Source organism: Granulicella sp. WH15, from assembly GCF_009914315.1.
Taxonomy (GTDB): domain Bacteria; phylum Acidobacteriota; class Terriglobia; order Terriglobales; family Acidobacteriaceae; genus Edaphobacter.
In genome coordinates, this window is sequence record NZ_CP042596.1 from 1,750,841 (window position 1) to 1,774,864 (window position 24,024).

A 24,024-nucleotide genomic window follows, 5' to 3' on the forward strand; every position below is an offset into this window, starting at 1 on the left:
CCACCGCCGCTATGACGTAGTACCGAACGTGATTCAATTCAATCGTCATTTGCCAGGCCCACAGGTTGAATCTCCCAGGGAACCGATGTTTGCGTAGACGGCCAAGTTGTGCGGTGCAGAACTTCCAGGCACACTCCCGACCAAGCTCACTGATTGTATAGCGTTTGGATCTCCATTTTGGGTGCCAACCTCGACTCCCAGCGCGCCGCCAAGAGCATAGGCTTGATAAGACACATTGCCGGCAGCTCCTCCTGATATGGTGTAGTTTGCTTTTACACCGAAGCCACCTGGGCCCGGAATATTTGCTATATTTGCTCCGCTGGCGAACTGCACACCGCCTTGAGTATCTGCCGACAGTCCGGCGGCGACACGATCACCGCCATAAGCAGCAGCACCAACGCCACAAACATTTGGCAAGGAACTCGTATTTTTAGCGACATTTCGAATGAGTTGCATCGACTGTGACGAGATTGGTGGTCCCTTGTAATAACGAGGAGCTTGGAGTTGTAAGTAGCGGACAAGACTCTGATTAATTCCCGCATTCGTCGTATCCGTAGCGAGATCGCGCTGGCCGTTGGCATTTACCGTGGCACTTGGTGCCGCAGCCGCATCTGCCTTATCGACAACGTCGCATCCATTCCCATCCAGGTCATCATAGACAGTTCCGTCAGACGAATTGGTCTGGCAAGTAAGTCCCGTGGGATCCGTATTGCTTAGGGGATTATTCAAGACATACGTATATAGGTTCAGACTTTGCGGATTTGAAATATCGGCGTACAGAAGTCCCGACGGATCAGGGCTGGAAAACCTGCCCATGTTGGAGCTGTAGTACCTAGCCCCGAAGTAGTCCAGCCCGGATTCTGCATCCCTTTCTTTGCCGGTGAACTTGTAATGGTTTGTGCTTGTTCCTGCGGGAATCTCTTGCCCGAAGGGCATGTATTGGCTCGACATGAGAAGAGCGCCATTGCCATCGGTCAGAGCCTCGGTCGAGCCGAGCCGCCCAAAATGATAGAAGGTTGTGCTGCTCTGAGGATTTGTGGGTGCCATCGCCGTATCGGATCGGGCGATTCGTTGCCCATTGGCAAAGATGTAATCACTCCAACTCCCATCTCCATTCCTCTCCGCCAACTCCAGACCGTTGAAGTTGATGTATTCCGTCGAACTCCCGTTAGATCCCCGCTTGCTGATTCGGTTGCCGCCAGCATCGTAGAGGTAGGTTTCAAATGCTGTGGCAGTGCTGGATACGGCGATTTGTAAAATCCTTCCCTCCGCATCCCATGTATATTTTCGGAAACCTCCGGTTGGGTTGGTGTCGCAGAGTTGGTTGCCAGAGGCGTCGTACGGAGTAAAGGCGCTTGCGCATGGGAGGTTCGCGATACGATTGGTCGCTGCATCGAATGTGGAGAGCGGCGAGTTCCCGCTCATCATGCTCATGTTGCCAAACGAATCGGTTTGATATTGCTGCGACCATCCGAGTCCCGAGGCACTGGTAATGCGATTGACTGTGTCGTAGCTGAACGTCTGTAGGTTGGCACTGTTCACGATGTCTTTGATCTGTAGTACGTTTCCATTGTTACCGCTTGTGATCTGATCGCAAGGAGGGGAGATGGAGTCGATCGGAGAGGTCGCCATGCCAAAACAATAAAGCTTTTCATCGTAGCGAGCATTGTTAGAAAGTTGCAGATGGCTCGTCTCGTCAATCTGCAAACGATCATTGATATGATATCCGCTTGCCATTTGGTTCCCATAGAATAACGCCCGAAGGCTTCCATTCGGCCAATAAGCAGTCGAGGATATGTACGGGTATCCTATGGACTGTCCATTCCAACTGGCATAAGTAACCGACTGAAGCTGATTCGCGCCGTTCCAGCCCTGCGTGACGACACGTCCATCTGGGTATGTCAGGGACGTCATATTTCCGGCAAGATCGTAGGCCGCAGAAACCTCATAGACAGCTCCCGTCGTCGGATTGCTCGGCGTACTGGTCAAGGTCTCAATCGTCCGTCCCATCGAATCATAGCTATAGACCGTCATACTCTGGCAGGCTCCAGGAATGTTCACGCAGATTACACTCAGCCTTCCTTTGACGTTGCTAGTTGTAAACTTCTGTGTCGGACTAAAACTGATGTTGTTGGTGTCGTACACGTACAAGGCTGTCGGGGTTACGCCGTCAGAGTAGGTTCTGCTGGTGAGACGATTCAGAGTATCGTAACCGTAGCTGGTCGTGATGCCGCGAGCGTCGGTCCTGCTCATTACATTGCCGTTGGCATCGTATGTATAGCCGATCTTACCTGTCTCAGGATTGGTCGCCGAAGTCAGCCGCGAAAGTGAATCGTAGATAAATGTGCGGGAACGTCTCGTCTCACTCCCAATACCAATTTGAGTGGCGGTCGTAAGGTTTCCCAAAGCATCGAAGACATAGCCGGTAGAAGCGCCGTTAGGCTCCGTGACATTGCCGATACGCCCTAACGCGTCATATGCCCGCGACCAAGTGTGCCCCGCTTCATCCGTAGATAAAACGTTGTTGCCGCTATAAAACCATTTGAATGTTGTCCCGTCCGGCTGCGACCGAAGGGTGGTCCGGCCCAAGGCATCGTAGGTGTAGGTTGCGGTCCCATCTGATGGGGACGACGAGGTGAAATGTGGGTTAGAAACGGTGGAGACATGACCAAGGCCATCATAGGTCGTATCGAGAGTAGCTCCGCTTGGATCCGTCTGATGGATCGTTCGGCCCAGGCCGTCATACACCGTACTGCTATGAAGAATGCCATCCCCTTTTGTATTTTTGTCCTGAGTGACGGTAACCTGTGTCGGGCTTGGGTATTGATAGCTGGTCCAACTTTCCTGAGCTGTGTTCACAGCACTCCGGACCTGAGTGACTCGACCCAGTGGGTCATTATGCGCGTAGCTGGTCACGACGCCATTTTCATCGGTCTGGGACGTTATTGCTCCGGTATTCGCATCGAACGTATAGCCCACGGCATGCTGGACACCACTGGTTGTGGGATATTGAATCCCGCTCAAAAATGCTCCAGGGCCATCGTAAGAGTAAGCTGTAGTATTTCCCTTGGGATCGATAGCCTGGATTGGCATCCCTTGACTGTTGTATCGAGCATGGGATGTTGTCTGCGTCGGGCTGAGTCCATTGTTAACAGTAGTCGCATGTCCATATACCCCAGGAGTTGAGAGGTATTGAGATTCGTCGTAGGTGTAATCCGTCTCTGCCACCTGAGCTCCTGTTCCGTTCAGAGTCTTAACGGTCGCGGGAATCGTAAGGAGATTGGCGGCAAAGTAGCTCGGATTGCTTGCCCACTGAAATGTCGTATTGGTCGTGCGCAATACTGGCCCAGGCGCTCCCGAACCATAGTCCGTCTCCGTTACAGCCCAGGGCTTTGATGTATAGCCAGATGGTTGCGTTCCGAGGTCGACCTGACCATTGGAAAACGCAGCGACGCCGAAACTGAAACTCTTGCCCATGTCCCGATCATAGGTATAAGACACTTTGGACTGCTGTCCATTCGGCCAGATGGTTGTAATACTGGTTGGGAGGACATCATAGGGAGCAAGAATGGTCGAAGGCGTTCCATTCGCATTTGGCCATGTGACATACGAATAGGTGTTGGACACTGTTTTAATGAGATTTCCGCCGTTGTCGAACTGCTGGGTCTCGGTCTCATACGGAAAACATGGTCCTCCGCTGAACGTATGAATTGTTTTATTACCCAGTGGGTCTATGACAGTTCCAGAACTGATATCGTATTGCCACGTTTGTGGTCCTTTGCCGTCGTTTGCATCGACTGCTCGAGCAGTGACGATGGGATGAGCGAGGCCCGAATCCGAACAGCCAGCTCCGCCGACGGAATAGGTATAGGAGATACTCCCTCCAGAGGGTAGTATCACTTTGCTTAGCGCGGATAGGGTGCTCGCCTGGGTCTGCCCCACAAGAAGCGGGAGAGATAGAGTTTGGTACTGGAATGTGAAACTTGTCTGATCCGGGAGGGTGATGGACGTGATTTGCACCGTATTGGTGCCGATCGTATATGTCGCGCTTGCGCCGTTTGGCCCTGGGACCGTCCATGTACTCGAAACAGGGACAGTAGCGAATGAACTGGGGTTAGGAGGAGCTGGAATCTGTCTCCCCAGGGTGTCTGTCACGCCGTTTGTGCCTATGTTGATTTGATTTCCGTTCGGATCAGTTGCCGTACATGGAAGTGCCCCGTTACCCTGGTAAGGACAGTAGTAGGTGACTCCTGCGCTGTCTACTACAGTCGTGCTACTGTCCGATCCGAAAATTCCTGAGTACCCGGAGCCGTCCAGGGCACGGAGGGACGTAGCGTTGATGTATCCCATCTGATGTGAAGAACCATCTCCTTCATAGACGGCCCCATTGGAGTAGCAGGCACCTGGTGTGGCACAGTTCCCGTTGTTCGTCAGGCTAAACACCAGTCGAGCAATGGTGTTAGAGACAATCGTCGGTCCGGATGCTAAGAGGCCCTCCCAGAGATTGGTGCAAGGGCCATGAGGGCCACAATTCAACGACACCTCATTGGCTACCGGCGTATTATATACAACCGAATAATCCGCATGAAGTCTTCCGCCTCTTTGAGGAAAGGAAACCAGCGGGATATGCAGGGTCAGCTCACCCGTCGCCAGATTCACCGAATCGATATCGCCCCCGTGGTATGACTCGAAGGGCACAGTTCCAGACTGTAGCGCAGGCTCATAAGCGGGGGATTGCGCGTTCGCGCAAAGACTGAGAACGATAAAGGATATTGAGGCGCTCGAACGCAGGAAACCAAAGCAAAACAAGCCAATGCGTGAAATCATACGAGAAGCTATCCAGCCTTCCAAGTGAAAATGAGGAGCGGTCTCAGCTTTGACTAAAAGGGACAAAGAAGGCATAAGGCTGCACAAAATTCTCCGCCTGTTCATTTTTCAATGGAAACGAGTCTAAAAGGGTCGGTTTGCGAGAAGCATACGACCGGACTGAATGAGAATTGCCGCGTACCGAGTCCATGCATGGTGGGAACAATGGGGGCTTCCCATCCCGATGGGAAGAACGACCGTCCTGTAGGCGATCGACAATCCAGAGAGAAGGGCCACCGCTAAGGTGGCCCTCTTTGACGTTTCGGAGTTATTCATCACCGCGATCAGCCTATACGCCTAAAGGGCAGCTCAACGGGACACCCCGATCTTCTCCAATTTAGATGGAGCAACAACCCGGAAGTAGTGGATAAAACGGGCGTCATATCGTACCGACCAGTTCGTCAGCGACAAAGTAACAAAGCCGAAGAATCGCTCGGCACGATATCCTCGGGAGCTATGATAGTCAAGGCAGATCATGCGGCAGCCCCCACAGAAGGAACGAAACCCTGAAACGTGCTGTTTATGGTCGTCCGGATCGTCGCGTCGTCGGCGTCTGCGATGTACTTGATCGTGGTCTCAAGGCCGCTGTGCCTGAGGTATCGCTGCAAGGTCTGGGCGGGGAGCCCATTATGATGAAGCATCGTAGCAAAGGTCTTCCGCAGTTTATGCAGGACGAACTGTTTACAGACCGGATGGAACGCGCATGACCTGCCCTTCTTGTTTATGCAATGCCCATAGTTTGCCCCGGCATGAAGAGCGAGTCTCTTAAGGGTGATGAGCAGACGCCCATTCGGCTTGCCATGTTTACCGGGGAAGATTAGGCGAGTCCGTGGATAGCGGGCACGACGGGCTTTGAGCACCTCAACCAGGAGATCAGAGATGGGGAGTGATCCCTCCTCCTTATCTTTGGGGCGGTAACCAAGGTCGAGGTGCTCAGTAATCGTGTAGGTTTTGCGTCGAGATCGACATCCGGCCAGCAAGCATACTTGCCCTCCTGTTCCCGCGTACCGGTGCAAAGAAAGAAGTGCAACAGGTCGGACTTGTCCTGTGTCGCGTGTGCAAACAGCTTGCCAACTGGTCGCCACTATAGGCCCGGACTTTTTCTCCGTATAGCGGGGGAGGTCCTTCCCCACGAGGATGGGCTTGAGACCCTGGTGCTGGAAGAAGATTTGAAGGTGGTCAACCCGGTTACGGATAGTCCTGGGAGCATTTCCGATGGACCTAAGGAACGCAACGAACTCAAGGAGGTCTTGACGCGTGATCCTGTCGAGTGGTCGATTCTCATAGATCCGTTTGAGTTTTTCCCCCTTGCCTGTCTCATCCGCAAGGGGAAAAAACAGATGAACTGCTCGACGGTACGCCACAAAGGTGCCCTTGGAACGATGCTCCTCCATCTCTGCCAGATATTCTTTGACGGCGTCCGAGAGGAGCTTGCTCGATGGGTGGTTGGGGTCTCCTTTGGTGTTGGATCAGGAGAGGGATCTTTCCCTTGGGGAGGAGTCTCGGGGGCGAGGTCCAAGCTTCCCTGAAGTTCGAGGATTTTATTGCGGAGCTTGGCCAGGGCGAGGGAGGCATCTGGGCCGACGGGATGCCAGATCCGCCTACCGTCCTCCTCTCGGTACCGGAGACAGTAGGTAGCCCCGGCGAACTCCATCGCCCGGCCCTTGTAAATGGCATGATTCTGCTTTAGCCGCCCGTTCGCGGAGAACGCGGCTTTGAGATATGGATGTGATCCATCGGCGAGACGGACCCTAAGATAGAGCTGAACCGGTGTTCTCAAGTGTAACCCCTTTAGGGGCTAATACCTGCGTATCACCGGGTTCGCGCTTTATCCCTACAAAACTGGTAGCAGAATCGGGTAGCAGACGGCTATTCTGTTTTGTAAGTGATTGATTTTAAAGTGTGTTACGCGATAATGGCTTAGAAGCCGTAGTTCTTCTTGCGCAGGGCGTTCTTGTAGAGGTCGCGGGCTTTTTTGGCGGCCAGCTCGGTATCGTGGACTACGAGACCGGCGGTGTCCCAGTTCTCCATGGCGACCATAGAGTGATCGTCGTTGGCGAGCGCTTCTTCAGCGCGGATGGCGTCGACCCAGGCATCAATGGCTTGCTTGTAGTCCTTCAGGAGTTGGTTGAAGTCAATGTTTTCCATGTGAGTGACGTTAGGGTGGCGGAACGGGCAAGTCAATTGGGGCGGGAATGGATTGACAGAAAATTGATTGAGGCTATCCCGCCTGAGTGTGGCGAGTTACGGGCAGGAGCGGGCTAGCCGGACCAGGCGGTCGCGGGTCTCTTCCGAGGGGGCGGATTGGCAGAGGGCTGCATGGGCGTCGGAGGCGTGGAGATCGTCGCGGGCGATCAGGTCGAGGAGCCAGTCGGTCGCCTCCGGCTGGCGGGTGAGGGCGATGGCTTGCAGGACGGCAGTGCGGAACCACGGGTCGCGGATTTTGGCGTAGATGGCGTGCAGGGCCTTGAAGGCTTCGAGGGTGTGGGTCTGGGCGATGGCCATGGCGGCCTCGGCGGCGGCATCGTCCTCAAGCGCCAGGAACTGCGAGGCCCAGCCGATGGCGGACTCGCCTTCGAGCGAGAGGACGCCGGAGTAGCAGGCTCCCAGCAGCTCGGGTTGGTCGTCGGGCACCAGCGCGGCGCGTATCCGAGGATCGGAGGCCAGCTCGGCATGCAGGCGCAGCAGGAGGGCCGCGGAGTCGGTGCCCACCTGCTCGACGGCGCGGATGGCGTTGAGGCGGACGGCAGGCTCCCGGTCGGCTAAGAGTGGGGTGAGGTGGAGGAGGACACGGTGGCTGGAGAGCTCGCGACACTGCACCAGGGCGAGGGCGCAGATGCCGCGCAGGGTTCCGGCGGTGTCGGAGGAGCCGCCCCAGACGGGCTCGAGCTGATGGTGCCTCATGCCGGAGAGGAAGAGGGCGGACTCCTGGCACTCGAAGGCCGCCAGAGCCTTGGCCAGGGCGTTCTTGGCCCAGCACTGCGGGTCGGTCTTGACCGGGTTTTCGAGGAAGCGGGGGAAGGCCTCGGCCAGCAGAGGGGCGAGCGACGCGAGGCCGTGATGGACGGCGAGGTTCGCGGCCTTGGCTACGAGGAAGTTGTTGCGGAGTGCGAGGGCTTTGGCGAGCTGGGGCGCGGCAAGGCCCGGCTCGACGCCGCGGAGGGATTCGAGTGCGGCCAGTTCGTCGTCGAAGCTGCGCTTGGGGGCCATTGCCTCTAGTAGAGGGGGACGCTGGGGTCGATGACGCGGGACCAGTGATCGATGCCTCCGGCGAGCGACTGGGCGTGGTCGAAGCCCTGGTTGCGAAGCCACATCGTCACCGAGAGCGAGCGCGCGCCGTGGTGGCAGAGAACCACGATGGGTTGATCGGGGTCCAGCTCGGTGTGGGCACGGCTGGTGATCTCGCCCATGGGGATGTTGACTGCGCCGGGGATTGAGGCTGTGGCTACCTCCCAGGGCTCGCGGACGTCCAAGAGGAGCGGTGCGGAGGGCTGTTGGCGTAACTGGTTGTAGGCTTCGACGGTGATCTCTGGATCAAGCATGGAATAAGGATATATCGTGGTCTGATGCCTGGACCCGGAAAGAACTTCCTGGGATGGGAACTTATTACGTACAATCAGCATCCTACGGACATCGGAGATTCTGTCTTTTGTTTGGGGTACGGCGGAGGGTAGTAAGTGCAGGAAAAAGTTTTAATTGTCGAAGACGAACTCCATGCACGAACGGGACTGGCGGAGCTGGTCGAGTCCTGGGGGTATCGGGCGGAATCCGCCGCTGATGGCGTTGAAGGGCTGGAGAAGGTGCAGCAGTGGAACCCGGCCATTGTGGTGACGGATCTTAAGATGCCGCGCATGGATGGGATGCAGCTACTGGGCCGGATCAGCGAGATGCAGGAGCGCGTGGCCGTGGTGATGCTGACGGCGCAGGGGTCGATTGAATCGGCGGTCGAGGCGATGCAGATGGGTGCTTACGACTATCTGCCGAAGCCGGTGGACCCGATTAGGCTGAAGGTGATCTTGCAGAATGCCAGCCGCCAGCGCGAGGCCGACGTGGAGCTGGAGGCTACGCGGCGGCAGCTTCGAGATACCGGCGTGTTGGGGCCGCTGGTGGGCTCGTCGCCGGAGATGCGGGCGATCTTTTCGCTGATCGAGCGTGTGGCTCCGTCGAATGTGAGCGTGCTGGTGACGGGCGAGAGCGGCACGGGCAAGGAACTGGTGGCGCGGTCGCTGCACGATCTTTCTTCGCGGCGGGGCAAGCCCTTTGTGGCGGTGAACTGCGCGGCGATACCGGAGACGCTGATCGAGAGCGAGATCTTTGGACATGAGAAGGGCGCGTTTACCGGGGCGCTCGAGCGACGGGCCGGGTGTTTTGAGCTTGCGGAGGAAGGGACGCTGCTGCTCGATGAGATCGGCGAGATGCCTGCCGCGACTCAGGCCAAGCTGCTGCGCGTGCTCGAAGACCGCAAGCTGCGGCGGCTGGGATCGAAGGTGGAGACGCCGGTGGATGTGCGGGTGGTGGCGGCTACCAATAAAGACCCGGAGAAGGCTGTCGCGAGTGGTGAGCTGCGAGGGGATCTTTACTATCGCCTGAACGTTTTTAATATCCAGATGCCGCCGCTCCGCGCGCACAAGGGAGATATCGAGCCGATCGCCGAGAAGATGATCGACGATATGAACGAGCGGCACCACTGCAAGGTGACGGGGATGACCGACGCTCTGCTGGAGCGGCTCAAGGCGTATAACTGGCCGGGTAATGTGCGTGAGTTGCGCAACACGATCGAGCGGGCGACGATTCTGGCTGGCACCGGCATGATCGGCGTGGAGCATCTGCCGCCGCACTTCGGCGAGGCGGGATTTGCGCCTCCGGCGCATCCGGAGCGGCAGGCGGTTGAGCCGCAGCTTGCTTTGGTGGACGACCGTAGCACTACGGTTCATGTCGAGGTGGGTACTACCGTGGATGAGGCGGAGAAGCAGCTTATTCTGAAGACTCTTCTCTCCACGCATAACAATAAAACCAGGGCTGCGGAGATTCTGGGCATCAGCTCGAAGACGCTTCAGAATAAGCTAAAGGAGTACTCCTCTGCCGCGGCGAACAGCGAGTCGTAAGGGCCCGGGCTCCTCTGTATGGATTGGCTGATCCATCTTCCCCTGCTGGGGGAAGTGTGAGGTCTGGCCGGCTTTGAAGGACTGTACCCTGATGGACTGGGCTCTGAACGCGAAACCTGTAGATGCGGCTTAAGACCAAACTCGTGCTGGCAGCTACGGCGATGACCTTTGCCATCGTGATGGTATTGTCGCTGCTGTTTCTGGGCGAGCTGCTGCGGCAGAGGATCGCGCAGACCTCGTCGAGCGACGATGTGCTGGTGCGTGAGGTGCTGATGATGACGCGGCAGGCGATCGAGGTCGAACTGCCCGAGCATCCGCCGGTGGATCGCACCGATGCGGCGCTGTATGCGGCGGTGACGGACGCGCTGCGGAGCCACCAGCCGCTGAGCGATGTGATGAACTCCATCGTGCGCTATAGCCCGGCGGTGCAGGATGTGAGCGTGACCGATGCGCATGGATATACGCTCATCTCGACCGATGCCGACGCGCTGGGACAGATGGCTGCGCCGAGGATGAGCTTCGTCCGGCTGCGGGACGGCAGCGTTACGAACCAGATGCGGGAGATGTTCGGGCGGGCGCGGGTGCTGGATGTGACGGCTCCTCTGGACCGGAACGGAAGGCCGTTTCTGGTGGTGCATATGGGGATTCGGTCCAGTTTTCTGAAGAACTATTACGCTCCCTTTCTGAGGGCAGCGGTGGTTTTCGTTGTACTGGCGGGGATCGGCTCGATTGCGGCGGCAGGGCTGCTGGCCAGCGTGGCGCTGCGGCCGATTGAGGAGATCAGCAGGCGGCTGGATGTTTTGGCTGTGACGACGCGGGAAGAGAAGCCAGCCGGTGGCGGCGTGCCGAGGATCAGTGGGGCGAAGCGGTTCAGCGGCACATGGCCGGGGGCTACGGACGATGCGGTGGTAAGGGTGACCCATACCATCGACCAACTGGGGCAGCAGATGAGGACTGCCGAAGAGGGCTACACTGCGCTGCAGGCCAACCTGAACCAGATGCTCGATACGCTGCGGGATGGGGTCCTGCTGTTTACTCCGGAGAGGCGCGCGGTGATGGTGTCGGATGCGGTGGCGCACTTTGTCGGGGAGTACCCGGAGCCGCTGGTGGGCAGGCGACTGGAGGAGATCTTCTCGGCGGAGACGGCGCTGGGCGCGGCGGTGCTGACGGCGTTCGACGCGGGGGCGGCCTCGAGCCGGGTGACGCTTGAAGATGGGCGCGAGGTGGAGATTGCGATCGACCGGCTGGATCGAGGGCACGGAGCGGGCGGGATGGGAACGATGGTGACGCTGCACGACATCGAGACGGCGGCGTGGCTGGAGCAGGAGCTGGAGGTGTCGCGCAGGCTGGCCGCGATCGGCAGGCTGACGGCGGGCGTGGGGCATGAGGTGAAGAACCCCATCAACGCGATGGTGGTGCATCTGGAGCTGCTGCGCGGGAAGCTGGAGGAGCATCAGTCGCAGAATGGTCCGCTGAAGGGGGCGCAGCGGCATGTGGATATTCTCGAAGGCGAGATGCACCGGCTGGACCGGGTGGTGCAGACGCTGGCGGACTTCTCGCGGCCGCTGGAGGTGAACCTGCGGGAGCAGGATCTGCGAGGGCTGGTGAATGTGGTGGTGGAGCTGACGGGCGGCGAGATGGAGGAGAACCGCGTGGTAGTGCGGGTCGCGGAGCCGTCCGAGCCGGTGATGGTGAGGGCCGATGGAGAGCTGATCCGGCAGGCGCTGCTGAACCTGACGCTGAACGGGATGCAGGCGATGCCGGAGGGTGGGACGCTGTGGATCAGGCTGCGGCGGGAGCGGCAGTTTGCGGTGCTGGAGGTGGTGGATGAGGGCGGCGGGATTCCGCCGGAGGTGATGCCGAAGATCTTCGACCTGTACTTTACGACCAAGGAGAAGGGAAGCGGGATCGGGCTGGCGATGACGTACCGGATCCTGCAGATGCACGGCGGGGCCATGGAGGTGCGGACGGCTGTTGCTCAACCCGATACTGCGGGCGAGCATGGCACGACCTTCACGCTGAGGCTGCCGCTTGCTTCGGCCATGATGGAAGAACGGCGCGGAGAGCTGGCGGGAGGAATCGTTTGAGACCGGCCTGGGTTGGGATGGGAGGTAGCGCGGCAAGGCTGGCTCTGCTGGGTGCGGTGTGCCTGGGTGCGATAGGGTGTCTGCACCGGGTGCGGGCGACGGTGCCCAGGGTCCCGAATGCTCCGATGGAGATGCTGCCGCTTCCGGCGTTGGAGCGGGTGGAGGCGGCGGAGATTGCCAAGGTGCCGCCGCCGTCGCAGGAGTCGGTGCCGTCGGCTGCCGCAGTGCAGCGGGAGCTGAGAAGGCTGCGGCGACGGCCAGCGGTGAGGGCTGCGGCTCCGCCGGTTCAGGTGGCTACGGCTACGGCTGCTCCAGATGCAGAGGTGATGCCGGATGCGGTGGTGATTGGGGAACTGACGACGGGTGGGGACTCGACGGAGCGGCGGCAGGCGGCGGTTGGCTTGATTGCGGATAATGACAGGCGGCTGGCCAGGATCGCGGCTGGGCTGGCCAGGGATCGGCGAGCGCAGATCGCTCAGGTGAAGGATTTCCAGAAGAAGGCGAGGGCGGCGTTGGACTCGGGGGATGCGGATGGGGCGGTTACGCTGGCGACCAAGGCCCGGCTTTTGTTGGATGATCTGTTGAAGTCTTAGGGGCTTCGTGCAGTTCTCGGAGCGGTATAGGGTGGCGTAGCGGCGAGATTTTTTGTTTCCGACCTGCGGGCGAAGCGGTGTGAACGCCCGTCTGAAGCCGTGCCCTTAATGTTTTGGGTTAGGCGGAAGAAAGCGTACCTCGGGGGCTAAAGCCCGCTTCTGGGGTGAGTTTTAATGTCCGGGCTAAAGCCCGGACCTACCTCAGAAGCAAAAGCAAAAGCAGCAGCAACGGCAAAAACAAAAGCAGATTCCTCCGCTTCGCTCCTGAATGACAACAAAGAAAACAGGCAATGGCAAGAGCAACAGCGGGCCTTCGGCTTCGCTCGCTCGGGATGATAGGTTTTGGGTGGGTTAGGTAAGGCTTGGGGGTATTTTAGAGGCAATGGCAGAAGTGAAAAGGCGTCAGGCTTGGGAGCCTGACGCCTTTGGTTTAGTTGGTGGCTTCGATGCCGTGGCAGCGTTTGTACTTCTTGCCGGAGCCGCAGGGGCAATCGTCGTTGCGGCCTACCTTTTCGCCGCTGCGACGGGGTGTGGAGGCTTCGTTGGTCGAGGCGGCTCCCGCCTGGCGGGCCTGCTCCAGCTCGCGTTCTTTCCGCTTCTGGAACTCGCGCTCCAGCCGGTCGATGGTGGTCGATGGGGCCTGGATCGGGACGGCTGGGCGCTGCGGGGCTTCTAGCTGCGGGGTGGGAGCAGAGGGAAGCTGCTGTTGGGCTTGCTGGGCGGCGGCGAGCTGCTCCGCCGACTCGATCGGGTTGCCGTCGGGGCCGATGATCTGCATACGGAAGAGATGGCGGGCCGTGTCTTCCTGGAAGCGCAGCATCATGCCCTCGAACATCTCGAAGGACTCCTTCTTGTAGGCGACGAGAGGGTCCTGCTGGGCATAGCCGCGCAGGCCGATACCCTCCTTCAGATGGTCCATCGCGAGGAGGTGATCCTTCCACAAGCCGTCGAGGACCGAGAGCATGACGATGCGCTCGTGGTAGCGCATCTGGGTCTCGCCAAGGATCTTCTCCTTGATGTCGTAACGGGCCTGGAGCTTCTCGAAGATGGTCTCGCCCAGCTCGTGGCGATTGAGGGAGTTGATGTCGATCTCTTCGGCAAATTTAGCTCCGAAGATGTCGAAGAGCTGCTCGAAGATGGCGTCGGTCTTCCACTCGTCGGGGTTGGCCTTCTCGGGGGCGTACTCGTCGAGGATGTTCGAGAGGATGGTGGAGGTGTAGTCCTCGGTGATGAGCTGCTTCTGGTCTACACCTTCCATCAACTGGCGGCGAAGGCCATAGACGGCCTCGCGCTGCTTGTTCATGACGTCGTCGTACTCGAGGACGTGCTTGCGGGACTCGAAGTTCTGCGTCTCGACGGCCTTCTGGGCGGCCTCGATGCGCTTGGAGATCATGCCGGACTCGATGGGCACGCCCTCTTCCATGCCGAGGCGCTGGAGCAGACCTGAGACCCACTCGCGGGCGAAGATGCGCATGAGGTCGTCTTCGAGCGAGAGGTAGAAGCGCGAGGCTCCGGGGTCGCCCTGGCGTCCGGCGCGGCCGCGAAGCTGGTTGTCGACGCGGCGGGACTCGTGGCGCTCGGTGCCGATGATGTGGAGGCCACCGGCGGAGATGACGGCTTCGTGCTCCTGCTTGGCCGAGGCGGCGTGGGCGGCGATGGCTGCGTCCCACTTCTCCTGGGTGGTCTCGAACTCCTGCGACTGGTAGTAGAAGCGGACCATGCCGGGACCGGCTACGGGCTGGATGGCTCCCTCGGCGGTGGAGACGGCGCGGGCCTGCTGCTTGCGCACGAGGTCCTGGCGGGCCATGAAGTCGGAGTTGCCGCCGAGGAGGATGTCGGTTCCGCGGCCAGCCATGTTGGTGGCGATGGTGACCATGCCGAGGCGTCCGGCCTGGGCGACGATCTCGGCCTCCTTCTCGTGGAACTTGGCGTTGAGGACGACGTGGCGGACACCCTTGCGCTTGAGGATCTCGGAGAGAAGCTCGGACTTTTCGATGCTGGTGGTGCCGACGAGGACGGGCTGCTTCTGCTCGTGGAGGCGGGAGATCTCGTCGGCCACGGCGAAGTATTTTTCCTGTGTCGTGCGGTAGACGACGTCGGGGTTCTCGATGCGGAGCATCTTGCGGTTGGTGGGGGTGACGACGATCTCGAGCTTGTAGATGCTCTCGAACTCGGCGGCCTCGGTCTCCGCGGTTCCGGTCATTCCGCTCAACTTCTTGTAGAGGCGGAAGTAGTTCTGGAAGGTGATGGTGGCGAGGGTCTGGTCTTCCTTGCGGATGCTGACCTTTTCCTTGGCTTCAACTGCCTGATGGAGGCCGTCGGACCAGCGGCGGCCCGGCATCAGGCGGCCTGTGAACTCGTCGACGATGATGACCTCGCCGTCCTTGACCACGTACTCGACGTCGCGCTTGTAGAGGTTGTGGGCCTTGATGGCCGTTTCGACGTGGTGCTTGAGGTCCCAGTTTTCGGGGTCGGCGATGTTGCCGATGCCGAGGAGCTTTTCGATCTTCTCCCAGCCGTCGTCGGTGACGGTGATGGCGCGGGCCTTCTCGTCGATGACGAAGTCGCCGGTGTAGACCTTGGTGTCGATGGTCTCGGTCAGCTCACCGGCCTCGAGCTTGGGGATGATGACGTCGACGCGGGCGTACTTGTCAGTGGTCTGGTCGGTGGGACCGCTGATGATGAGGGGGGTGCGGGCCTCGTCGATGAGGATGGAGTCGACCTCGTCGACCACGCAGAAGTACTGGCCGCGCTGGACCATGTCGGACAGCTCGAACTTCATGTTGTCGCGCAGGTAGTCGAAGCCGAACTCGTTGTTGGTGCCGTAGGTGATGTCGGAGGCGTAGGCTTCGCGGCGCTGGGTGTCGGAGAGGTCGTGGACGATGACGCCGACGGTGAGGCCGAGGAAGCCGTAGATCTTGCCCATCCACTCGGCGTCGCGTTTGGCGAGGTAGTCGTTGACCGTGACTACGTGGACGCCCTTGCCCGCCAAGGCGTTGAGGTACGTGGGCAGGGTGGCGACGAGGGTTTTACCTTCGCCGGTCTTCATCTCGGCGATCTTGCCCTGGTGGAGGATCGATCCGCCGATGAGCTGGACGTCGAAGTGACGCATCCCGACGACGCGGCGGCCCGCCTCGCGGACGACGGCGAAGGCCTCGGGCAGGAGGTCGTCGAGGGCGGCTTGCTCGGCCTTATAGATGGCGTCGGCGTCGGTTTTGGGGTCGAGGCCTTCGATGGCCTTGGCGATGCGGGCGCGGAACTCGACGGTCTTGTCGCGGAGCTGGGCATCGGTGAGGCCCTGGAGGGAGGACTCGAGAGCGTTGACCTGCTCGACGAGCGGGGTGAGGCGCTTGATGGCGCGATCGTTCGAGGTGCCGAAGACTTTTGCGAGTACAGAGTTGAGCACGGATGGATTCCTTTAAGAGAGCGCGAGAGCGGCGCTGGAGGACGCTAAGGTGTTCGGATTATTTCGTCAGGTTGCCGGTCAGGAGCGAGGTCTGACTAGGCGCGCAGCAGGCCGGTGTGGACGCCGACCATGGTCGCTGCCAGCGCCGGACGAGCCATGGGCCAGGGGGCCCGGTGGGCTGCCGCCGAGGCTGAGTCCAGGCACATTGCTTCGAGAACGATGCCGTGGTTCGACTCACGCCGAATGGGGTTCTTCGCGGAGGCGCGGGAGACGACGTGATGCTGGCTGGTGGCTGTGCTCCAGTGGGAGATCGTTCCGGCCAGCAGGTGGAAGGTGCACTCCTGCTGGAACTGCACCGAACATAGGAGCAGGAGGCCAAAGACGAAATGGGACGAGCGCAGGCGCATGAGTGTCTGGGGCGACGTTAGAAACCGACCCTTACTCTATATTACGCGAAGCGCGGGTTTAGCTTCTGATGGCGTGGAAGCGGAGGCGGACGTAGTCGGCGGTCCAGTCGCCGGTGAGTGGGTCTTGTAGGACTGGCTTCAGGAGGGCGATGGTCTGAGAGAGGGCTTCGGCGCGGTGGGCGTCGGGGACGCGGTCGAGGACGCCGTTGCGGAAGGTTTCGAGCCAGAGGGACATGCCGTCGGAGCCGCCGGGGAGCGGGGTGGGGCGGGGGATGAGGTTGATGGAGTGGACGGTGAAGCCGGTGGTCTCGAGCAGGGAGCGGTAGTGGGCGGGGGAGGGGAAGAAGCTGGCGGCGAGGGCCTCGGAGTCGAGGCCGTGGGGAGCGAGGACGGCCGAGAGGGCGGTGCGGATGGCGGCGATGTTGCCCTGGCCTCCCATCTCGGCAACGAAGCGGCCGCCGGGGCGGAGGGCGCGGTGGATGGAGGCCAGGGCGGAGGGCTGCGCGGCGAGGGGTATCCAGTGGAGGGCGGCGTTCGAGAAGACGGCGTCGAACTGCTGGTAGTAGGGGAGGTCGGAGATGCTGGCTTGGTCGACCTGGAGGCTGCGGGCTCGGGCGGCGGAGACCATAGCGGGGGAGACGTCGACGCCGCGAAGGATGGCTCCGGAGGCGGCGAGCTGGGCGGTTAGGGCTCCGTCGCCGCAGCCGAGGTCGAGGATCTGCTCGCCGGGTTGGGGGTTGAGGAGGTCGGTGACGGCGGTGGCCAGGGTGGCGACGAAGCGGCCGTTGGCGGCGTAGGCTGTGGTGTTCCAAAGCTGCGCGGAGTGGGAGGCGGCGGGCGTCGAGTCAGGCATGGCTCTAATTTAGAGCGATAGAGAGGCGGCGGGCTCGCAGTATTACTCGAATCGATGTGGGGATAATCCGAGGGAGAGCGTTTGAGTTCGATGATTTTCGATCTCGACTGGGGCGGGGCAAAGATTCTCCTACACTACTAGCAGGATTTCGTAGGATGGAATCTTGTCGCGGAGAGTCCCCCTTGCTACTTTGGAATTCGTTTCTGATCGCCTTTAGTGCTCTGTTGCCGTTGATTAATCCTCTGGGTTCAGCCCTGGTCTTTCTGGGGCTTGTCGGGGAGGCTCCTCCAGCGGTGTATCGCTCGCTGGCGCGGAAGATTGCCATCAACAACATCATCTTCCTGGCAGTATTCGAGCTGCTCGGCTCGGCCATCCTGAACTTCTTTGGGATATCGCTGCCGATTGTGCAGGTTTCAGGCGGCATCGTCATTGCTGCGATCGGCTGGTCGGTGCTGAACGAAAAAAGTGCCGCGGCCAGTATGAACAGTAAGCAGGACGAGATTCAGATCGGCGCGGATCGAAGCATGAGGGATCTGGAGCAGAAGGCCTTCTACCCATTTACGTTTCCTGTGACCTCGGGGCCGGGGACGCTGGTGGTGATGCTGACCCTGAGTGCGCGTTTTTCGAGTGGGGTGTTTGCGCAGAGTCTGCTGGGACATGCGGGGCTGTTCTGCGCTGTCCTTGTTCTTAGCGCGCTGGTGTATTTCTGCTATAGCTATGCACGAAAGATAACGACCGCGATCTCGCCTTCAACGGCGCACGGGATTCTACGAGTGGTCGCCTTTATCCTGCTCTGCATCGGGGTTCAGATTGCCTGGAATGGTTTTTCGGTACTGCTGGCTTCGGTGCTCAAGCGTTGATGAAGAATCAATAGCCGAGCAGACCGCGAAAGGTAGCTTCCACGTCATCAAGAGCCTTCTGTCTGGTCAAGCCGTAGGCCTTGGGATGGGCGATCAACAGGGCTGCTGTTCCATGCAGGCAGGTCAGCAACTGGCGTAGCTTGGTCTGCACCACGGAGTCCGGTGTGTCCGCATCGAGGAGGCTGCGGACGATGCCGTGTATCTTCTGGATGAACTCCTTGCCCAGTTGCTCGCGCTCGGAGTTTTCCTCGGGGTTGGTGTGGCGCTCGAGGAAGATCAGCGAGTAGTGGTCGGGGTAGGAGGTGGCGAAGCGAATGAGCGCAGCGATAAACCGGTGTAACTGCTCCCGTGGATCGGAGGCCGCCTCTATCTCGCGGTTCATCTTTGTGGCGAAGCGGGAGTAGAGCTCGCTGCAGAGATGCTGGGTCAGCGCCTCCTTGTTCGCAAAATGACGGTACATGGCCATCTGCGAACATCCGACCTCCTGCGCGACGCGACGCATCGAGAAGCTTTCGTAGCCCTCTTCAATAAACACCTTGCTCGCCGCGTCGATGATTCGATCGCGGAGGGCGGTGCCTTCTGCAGGTGTTGCTGAAACTCGAACAGCCATACTTCCTACTATACATCTTTTGTTTACGGTGTATACTTGCATCTGTGTACGGTGTAAACAAAAATCGAAGATATGCAGAGGGGGCACAATTGTCTGAGACCGTTGTGAGGCGTGGCCGACTTCTGCCTTGGATTCTCTGCGCTGCCTGGGGAGCTACCTATGCGGTGGCGCAAGGCACGGATCGCAATGGTCCTGCCGCTGCCTCGGTTTCGACTGCGCGACCGGCGCTTGAGGATGCATCCTGCAGGATGATCGTGACGGCCAGAGATGCGAGCCGGTGTATCGGCTCCTTTCGGTCGAACCGGCCCATCCCGACTCTGGATCGAAAGCGTGTCTATACGCTGCCTGAGTTAGTTGATATTGCCGAGATGGCAAATCCCGAAGGACGCATCGCGTGGGAGGCAGCGAAGAGGTCGCTGGAGCTGGCTGGAGTGGATCGTGCGCTCTATCTTCCGCTGATTACGCTGGCGGGACAGGGAAGCGATGTTCGCGCTATTGTTCCTTTTCCTAAACCGATTGCGCCACGAGGCTATGTGACTGTGGAGCAGCCGATTGTCGCGGCTCAGTTGCAGTTGGAGTATAGTCTGCTGGACTTTGGCCGTGGAGCGAAGGTGGACGGCAGCAAGGCGCTTGAGATTGCCTCGACGCTGCGCCTTAGCCGTGTCCATCAGAAGATTGCTTACAGTACCTCGGCGGGGTTCTACCAGACACAGCAGGCGTCGGGCCATCTTGAGGCTGCTCAGATGATTTTGCAGACTGCCGAGACGCTGCTGCAGAACGCGCAGTCCCAGTTCGATAACGGCCGGGCGACTTTGCCCGATGTGCAGAATGCGCAGGCCGGTGTGGCTGAGGCCAGGTTCGATCTGGCCGCGGCTGTGGGTGAGGTGAAAAAGACGAAGCTGGCTCTCACCGAATCTATTGGCGTTGAGCCGACGACTGAGATTGAGATTCAGCCACAGCAGAACGATTCGCCAGACCCGATGGATCGCAACGTTGAAGAGCTTATACAGACGGCGTGGAAGTCGCGGCCTGATCTGCTCGCCAGGGCGCAGGAGGTGCGCCGCGCAAAGGATGCGTATCGCGCGGCGCATGCGGCGTACCTTCCGGTTGTGGGTTTTGATGCTACGGGTGGACAGACCTCGACCTGGCCCACGGCAGACTGGGGTGAGCTTGGTCCTGCCAGCGTCACGACGTGGTCGGCTGAGGTGAAGCTGCGTTGGGAGCTGTTCAATGGCGCGCGCCGCCATGAGGTTGCTGCGGCGCTTGCTGAGCAGAGGTCGGCCGTAGAAGAGCAGCGCGCTGCGCAGGACTCGGTGACGCGCGAGGTGTGGGCTGCGTATGTCGATTACCAGACCGCTCTTGAGCAGCAGAGGTCTTCGCAGAGCTTCCTCCAAGCGGCGCAGACCTCTTACGACTCCTCGCTCGACGCATATAAGTATGGTGTTCGTTCGCTTGTCGATGTCGTGCAGTCGGAGCGCGAACTGGCGCAGGCTCGACTGGCTGTTGTTCGGTCTCAGGCGCAGTTTATGCAGAGTGCCGTGGCGCTCGGTTATGCGACAGGTGACTTGCTCAAGAACACTACATCTCCTACAGGAGTTCATCCGTGAGAACGCTGCTGCGCCTCTTTGCCATACTGCCGCTCGCCTTGTTTGTCGCGGGTTGTAATCGCAATCCCAACGTGGAGATTGTCGGCTCTTATTTTCCTGGCTGGATGATCTCGCTTGTCTGCGGGGTAGGACTCAGCTTCGCGGCTCACTCTCTGTTGCGCAGGCAGGGACTCAGCTACATGATCGGCCATCCTGCCATCATCTATCCCGGCATGGTGGTGCTGTTTACCTGCCTGCTCTGGCTTTGCTTCTTCGCCTGAAGGTGACTCATAGAATGTTCAACGATAAGCGCATACTCGGTCGTCTCATTGGAATCAGCGTCGTCGTGCTTGCACTTGTGCTGCTGACGCTGTCGATCTTTCAGGTCGATAGCCATCCGCGCACGGACGATGCCACGGTTAGGGCTAACTCGATTGCCTTCGCTTCTGAGGTTGAGGGGAGGCTGGTAAGTCTTCCCGTGAAGGATAACCAGGTCGTTCATAAGGGCGATGTGCTCTTTGAGATCGATCCGCGGCCCTTTGAATATGCGCTGGCGCAGACTAAGGCCGATCAGGCTACGCTCGAAGGTCAGATCAATGATGAGCGCCGCCGCATTGCAGCGCAGCAGAGTGCGGTAGGTGCGGCCAGTGCTGGGGTAGCGGGCTCGCAGAGCAGCATCAGCGCGGCGCAGGGAAGCTATCTTGCCGCCAAGGCTGCTGTAGAACGTGCGCAGGCCGCTGAGTCTTCGGCTAATGCGCGGCTTGCTTTTGAGCAGAACGATTACAAGCGCATCGAGCCTCTGCTTGCGAAGCACTATGTGACGACGCAACAGGTGGATCAGGCGCAGACGGCTGTGCGCGTTGCTGAAGATGCCTATCGTGAGGCTAGCTCACAGGTGCTTCAGTCGCAGGCGCAGGAGTCGATGGCGCTGGCGGCGAAGCAGGCTGCAAGCGCGAACTTTCAGGCTTCGCAATCGAAGCTGGGAGAGGCGCAGCATACAGTCGATACGCTTGAGACGCTGATGGCGGAGCGTCCCAGCCGTGCTGCCAGGGTGCAGCAGGCGGAGTTGAATCTGGAGTGGTGCAGGGTGCGCGCGCCCTTTGATGGCTATGTCACTAACATGAACATCTCGCAGGGTGCCTACGCGCATGTGGGCACGGCGATGTTTACGCTGATCGATACCAGCACGTGGTGGGTGCTGGCGAACTATCGCGAGTCGAAACTCAAGCGGATACAGCCGGGGATGCATGCTCAGGTTTACTTGATGGAGCATCCTGGACGGCGCTTCAACGGAGTCGTCGACAGTGTTGGACGCGGCGTCTTTCCTGAGGATGGTGGCGTTGCGGGAGGATTTCCCGATATTGAGCGTACTCTCAACTGGGTTCATCTCTCGGCGCGCTTTCCTGTTCGCATCCGCGTAGTCGATCCCGATCCTACTTTCTTCCGCGTCGGCGCCACTGCAATTACGGTAGTTCGTTAAAGCCTCTCTATGCCGAAGACCAACGTTACTCTCAAGATCGCGCGTACTTTGCAGGCGGAGCTTGCTCCCTTTCCGGGACGGCTCTCCGGAAGCGCGCGCGATGCTCTGGGTGTCACGATTGCGCTAGTGCTGGCTATGACGCTTCGTGTTCCGGGCATCTCGCTGGCGCTGGCTTTGCTCTTTTTGTTACAGCGTGAGAGGCCGGGCGTGAGTCTGCGGAGCGGCCTCAATATCTTTGGCGGAGCAGTACTGGCGTGTGCTGCTTCTCTTGTGTGGGTGCAGGTGATGGATGGCACCGAGGTTGCCCGTTTTTTTGGATTGCTGCTGGGTGTTCTTGTGGCAGGCTTCTGCATGGCTGCGACTACGTATCCCTTGCTCTTTACCATCTTCGGCTTCTATGGCTTCGTAGATCTCTCTTCGTGGGACGCGCACCGTGGCGCCAGCGCGATTGTGACGTCGAGCCTGTATAACCTGGCCTCACTCGGGATTGTGCTGCTCAGCGCCATCGCTGTCGAATATTTGTTTGGAACGAGTCATCCGGCAGGTGAGTTGCAGCTCGAGTTGAAGAGGCGGCTCACTGTGCTTTCACGCTTCTTCCATCTTCTGGCGATGGAAGAAGAGATGGAGGAGATTGATCGCGATCCTGCTCTTCAGTCAATCCAACTGCGCCCGCTGCAGAACGCTATTCTGCAATATGCTCATGCGGGGGATCGCCATCTGAATAAGCTCTATAACCGGCTTCGTGATGGCAGCTTCGATATTGCGGAGATCCCGGTGGGTATTCACTATCGCATTGGGCTGCTTACTCGCGTGCTGGAAAAGAGTGCGCTCATCAGCTTGACGAGCCAGCGCACGGTAAGAGATCGAATGTACTTCGCCGTGGTGGCAGCGCAGTGTGATCGTCTGCTGAACGAGGAGAGTTTTATCGGTGAACCGCTTTCGCACGATGCTCCTGCGTATCTGCGGGAGCTGTATTCGGAGCTGTTGCAATACTCTGTATTCGACAAGACAACTTCGGAAGAGCCGGCTATTGAAGTGTATGAATCGGGTATGTCGTCTTCGCCCTTTGCGGGGTTCTTTCTTCCGAACGCCTTTCAGACTGCGGACGCCGCGTTCTATGCACTTAAGCTGACCCTGGCAGCTATGGTTTGCTACGTGTTTTATAACGCTATCGCATGGCCTGGGATTCTTACCTGCGTCGTTACGGTTCTCTTTACCGGACTTAGCTCTACCGGTGCGATGAAGCAGAAGCAGATCTATCGCTTCTCGGGTGCGGCGCTTGGTGGTGCGCTTGGCATCACTACTGTCTCTTTTCTCTTTCCGAATATGGACTCGATCACCTCGCTGGTGCTGGTGGTTGGGACTATCTCGCTGCTCTCGGGATGGGTGCTTCGCAGCCCAAGGATGGGCTATGTCGGAGTGCAGATCGGCTTTGCCTTTTTTCTTACGACGCTGCCTGGATTCAGTGCTGCTACTCTGATTGCTCCGGCGCGGGATCGTGTCATCGGTATCGGGATCGGCATCCTGGTGATGTGGTTTATCTTCGATCAACTGTGGCCGGTGCGGACCAGTACGGCGCTTGGTGAGGTGCTGAGCCGCATTGAGTCGGCAGCTCAGAAGCTCCACTTGGCTGCGGCTCAACAGGATGCTAAGAAGACAGCACGGGCGCTATCGACGCTACGCGCCTCGGTCTCTCTGGAGCTTGCTAATATGCAGCAGTTGGAGGCTGCGGTACACTTCGATTTTGGGCCGGGGCATGCGCGGGAGTTCGCAGCCAGCCGAAGGACCATTCGGAAGATTGAAGCAGCGGCGGCAGATTTTTATGCCACTGCGCTTCACCTGACCAACGTGGCGAGGGAGTAGTCCGGGCTGACGGGAACGTGTCGTTGCTGGTTTCCGTGACTGATCCGAAGCGTCTATGATGAGAGATAGTCGTCAGCCTTCGGGTTGTCGATCTCCAGGCCCTCGTGGCGCTTCGCCAAAAAGACTGCTGCGGGGGCCTCTCTTTGAGGGGGTTGAGTAAGTCAGCAAGAACACCCTCACGGCGGCATCGACACGCTGCAAGGCATTCTTTGTAATGAGATTGCGTTGCAGGCGCAGGATAACCAGGACAACCCAATGCACGGAGTCGCTCGTGAGCAGGCTGCTGAGGCGCTCCACAAGCGGAAGCA

General features: G+C 59.3%; 18 protein-coding genes. 9 read left to right on the forward strand and 9 right to left on the reverse strand.

The window, feature by feature from the left end:
• Positions 1 to 45: 45 nt before the first annotated feature.
• A complete protein-coding gene (locus tag FTO74_RS07305; protein WP_162537553.1) occupies positions 46 to 4,020 on the reverse strand; it encodes an RHS repeat-associated core domain-containing protein in 3,975 nt (1,324 codons plus the stop codon).
• 1,319 nt (positions 4,021 to 5,339) lie between these two features.
• A complete protein-coding gene (locus tag FTO74_RS07310) occupies positions 5,340 to 5,999 on the reverse strand; it encodes a tyrosine-type recombinase/integrase (RefSeq protein WP_255462621.1) in 660 nt (219 codons plus the stop codon).
• Here FTO74_RS07310 and FTO74_RS07315 point away from each other — a divergent pair.
• Positions 5,934 to 6,395, forward strand: a complete 462-nt coding sequence (locus FTO74_RS07315; protein WP_162537555.1) for a hypothetical protein — start codon at positions 5,934 to 5,936, stop codon at positions 6,393 to 6,395. The two genes, FTO74_RS07310 and FTO74_RS07315, sit on opposite strands and share 66 nt — an antisense overlap.
• 391 nt (positions 6,396 to 6,786) lie before the next feature.
• Here FTO74_RS07315 and FTO74_RS07320 read toward each other — a convergent pair whose 3' ends face one another.
• From FTO74_RS07320 to FTO74_RS07330, 3 genes are all read right to left on the reverse strand, one after another.
• On the reverse strand, positions 6,787 to 7,014 hold the full coding sequence (locus tag FTO74_RS07320) for a hypothetical protein (protein WP_162537556.1): 228 nt from the start codon (positions 7,012 to 7,014) through the stop codon (positions 6,787 to 6,789).
• A 96-nt stretch (positions 7,015 to 7,110) separates the two neighbouring features.
• The gene (locus tag FTO74_RS07325; protein WP_162537557.1) at positions 7,111 to 8,076 is read right to left on the reverse strand and encodes a hypothetical protein; all 966 of its coding nucleotides are present in this window, start codon (positions 8,074 to 8,076) and stop codon (positions 7,111 to 7,113) included.
• Between the two features lie 5 nt (positions 8,077 to 8,081).
• Complete coding sequence (locus tag FTO74_RS07330) at positions 8,082 to 8,408, reverse strand: rhodanese-like domain-containing protein (protein WP_162537558.1); 327 nt, start codon at positions 8,406 to 8,408, stop codon at positions 8,082 to 8,084.
• Between the two features lie 135 nt (positions 8,409 to 8,543).
• Here FTO74_RS07330 and FTO74_RS07335 point away from each other — a divergent pair, with 135 nt between their 5' ends.
• The 3 genes from FTO74_RS07335 to FTO74_RS07345 all read left to right on the forward strand — a co-directional run bounded on the left by FTO74_RS07335 (position 8,544) and on the right by FTO74_RS07345 (position 12,651).
• Positions 8,544 to 9,971, forward strand: a complete 1,428-nt coding sequence (locus FTO74_RS07335) for a sigma-54 dependent transcriptional regulator (RefSeq protein WP_162537559.1) — start codon at positions 8,544 to 8,546, stop codon at positions 9,969 to 9,971.
• A 122-nt stretch (positions 9,972 to 10,093) separates the two neighbouring features.
• Positions 10,094 to 12,058 carry an ATP-binding protein gene (locus FTO74_RS19900; RefSeq protein ID WP_162537560.1) on the forward strand — a complete coding sequence of 655 codons (1,965 nt, stop codon included), beginning with the start codon at positions 10,094 to 10,096 and terminating at the stop codon, positions 12,056 to 12,058.
• Entirely contained in the window at positions 12,055 to 12,651 is a 597-nt protein-coding gene (locus tag FTO74_RS07345; RefSeq protein ID WP_162537561.1) for a hypothetical protein, read from the forward strand. Before FTO74_RS19900 ends, FTO74_RS07345 begins: the two co-directional genes overlap by 4 nt.
• A 430-nt stretch (positions 12,652 to 13,081) precedes the next feature.
• On the opposite strand, the gene secA is transcribed toward FTO74_RS07345, so the two are convergent.
• The 3 genes from secA to FTO74_RS07365 form a co-directional block, all read right to left on the reverse strand.
• On the reverse strand, positions 13,082 to 16,057 hold the full coding sequence (gene secA, locus FTO74_RS07355; RefSeq protein WP_162537563.1) for a preprotein translocase subunit SecA: 2,976 nt from the start codon (positions 16,055 to 16,057) through the stop codon (positions 13,082 to 13,084).
• A 95-nt stretch (positions 16,058 to 16,152) separates the two neighbouring features.
• On the reverse strand, positions 16,153 to 16,464 hold the full coding sequence (locus tag FTO74_RS07360) for a hypothetical protein (protein WP_162537564.1): 312 nt from the start codon (positions 16,462 to 16,464) through the stop codon (positions 16,153 to 16,155).
• A gap of 58 nt (positions 16,465 to 16,522) precedes the next feature.
• The gene (locus tag FTO74_RS07365; RefSeq protein WP_162537565.1) at positions 16,523 to 17,317 is read right to left on the reverse strand and encodes a class I SAM-dependent methyltransferase; all 795 of its coding nucleotides are present in this window, start codon (positions 17,315 to 17,317) and stop codon (positions 16,523 to 16,525) included.
• A gap of 182 nt (positions 17,318 to 17,499) precedes the next feature.
• On the opposite strand from FTO74_RS07365, the gene FTO74_RS07370 reads away from it, so the two are divergent.
• A complete protein-coding gene (locus FTO74_RS07370) occupies positions 17,500 to 18,177 on the forward strand; it encodes a MarC family protein (RefSeq protein WP_162537566.1) in 678 nt (225 codons plus the stop codon).
• A gap of 7 nt (positions 18,178 to 18,184) precedes the next feature.
• Here the strand turns inward: FTO74_RS07370 and FTO74_RS07375 are convergent, their stop codons facing one another.
• A complete protein-coding gene (locus FTO74_RS07375; RefSeq protein WP_162537567.1) occupies positions 18,185 to 18,787 on the reverse strand; it encodes a TetR/AcrR family transcriptional regulator in 603 nt (200 codons plus the stop codon).
• A gap of 248 nt (positions 18,788 to 19,035) precedes the next feature.
• Here FTO74_RS07375 and FTO74_RS07380 point away from each other — a divergent pair, with 248 nt between their 5' ends.
• From FTO74_RS07380 to FTO74_RS07395, 4 genes are read left to right on the forward strand one after another with little or no spacing between them, the layout of a single operon-like run.
• A complete protein-coding gene (locus FTO74_RS07380; RefSeq protein ID WP_255462623.1) occupies positions 19,036 to 20,394 on the forward strand; it encodes a TolC family protein in 1,359 nt (452 codons plus the stop codon).
• Entirely contained in the window at positions 20,391 to 20,654 is a 264-nt protein-coding gene (locus FTO74_RS07385; RefSeq protein ID WP_162537569.1) for a YtcA family lipoprotein, read from the forward strand. The genes FTO74_RS07380 and FTO74_RS07385 overlap by 4 nt, the downstream gene beginning before the upstream one ends.
• A 14-nt stretch (positions 20,655 to 20,668) precedes the next feature.
• A complete protein-coding gene (locus FTO74_RS07390) occupies positions 20,669 to 21,853 on the forward strand; it encodes an efflux RND transporter periplasmic adaptor subunit (protein ID WP_162537570.1) in 1,185 nt (394 codons plus the stop codon).
• Between the two features lie 9 nt (positions 21,854 to 21,862).
• Positions 21,863 to 23,716, forward strand: a complete 1,854-nt coding sequence (locus FTO74_RS07395) for an FUSC family protein (protein ID WP_162537571.1) — start codon at positions 21,863 to 21,865, stop codon at positions 23,714 to 23,716.
• Positions 23,717 to 24,024 lie beyond the last annotated feature (308 nt).

Bases quoted from the DNA above. Each gene is read 5' to 3' on its own strand.
- FTO74_RS07320 (WP_162537556.1), bottom strand. From the start codon at position 7,014: ATGGAAAACATTGACTTCAACCAACTCCTGAAGGACTACAAGCAAGCC.
- FTO74_RS07365 (WP_162537565.1), bottom strand. From the start codon at position 17,317: ATGCCTGACTCGACGCCCGCCGCCTCCCACTCCGCGCAGCTTTGGAAC.
- FTO74_RS07395 (WP_162537571.1), top strand. From the start codon at position 21,863: ATGCCGAAGACCAACGTTACTCTCAAGATCGCGCGTACTTTGCAGGCG.
- FTO74_RS07390 (WP_162537570.1), top strand. From the start codon at position 20,669: ATGTTCAACGATAAGCGCATACTCGGTCGTCTCATTGGAATCAGCGTC.
- FTO74_RS07380 (WP_255462623.1), top strand. From the start codon at position 19,036: ATGATCGTGACGGCCAGAGATGCGAGCCGGTGTATCGGCTCCTTTCGG.
- FTO74_RS07375 (WP_162537567.1), bottom strand. From the start codon at position 18,787: ATGGCTGTTCGAGTTTCAGCAACACCTGCAGAAGGCACCGCCCTCCGC.
- FTO74_RS07325 (WP_162537557.1), bottom strand. From the start codon at position 8,076: ATGGCCCCCAAGCGCAGCTTCGACGACGAACTGGCCGCACTCGAATCC.
- FTO74_RS07360 (WP_162537564.1), bottom strand. From the start codon at position 16,464: ATGCGCCTGCGCTCGTCCCATTTCGTCTTTGGCCTCCTGCTCCTATGT.
- FTO74_RS07330 (WP_162537558.1), bottom strand. From the start codon at position 8,408: ATGCTTGATCCAGAGATCACCGTCGAAGCCTACAACCAGTTACGCCAA.
- FTO74_RS19900 (WP_162537560.1), top strand. From the start codon at position 10,094: ATGCGGCTTAAGACCAAACTCGTGCTGGCAGCTACGGCGATGACCTTT.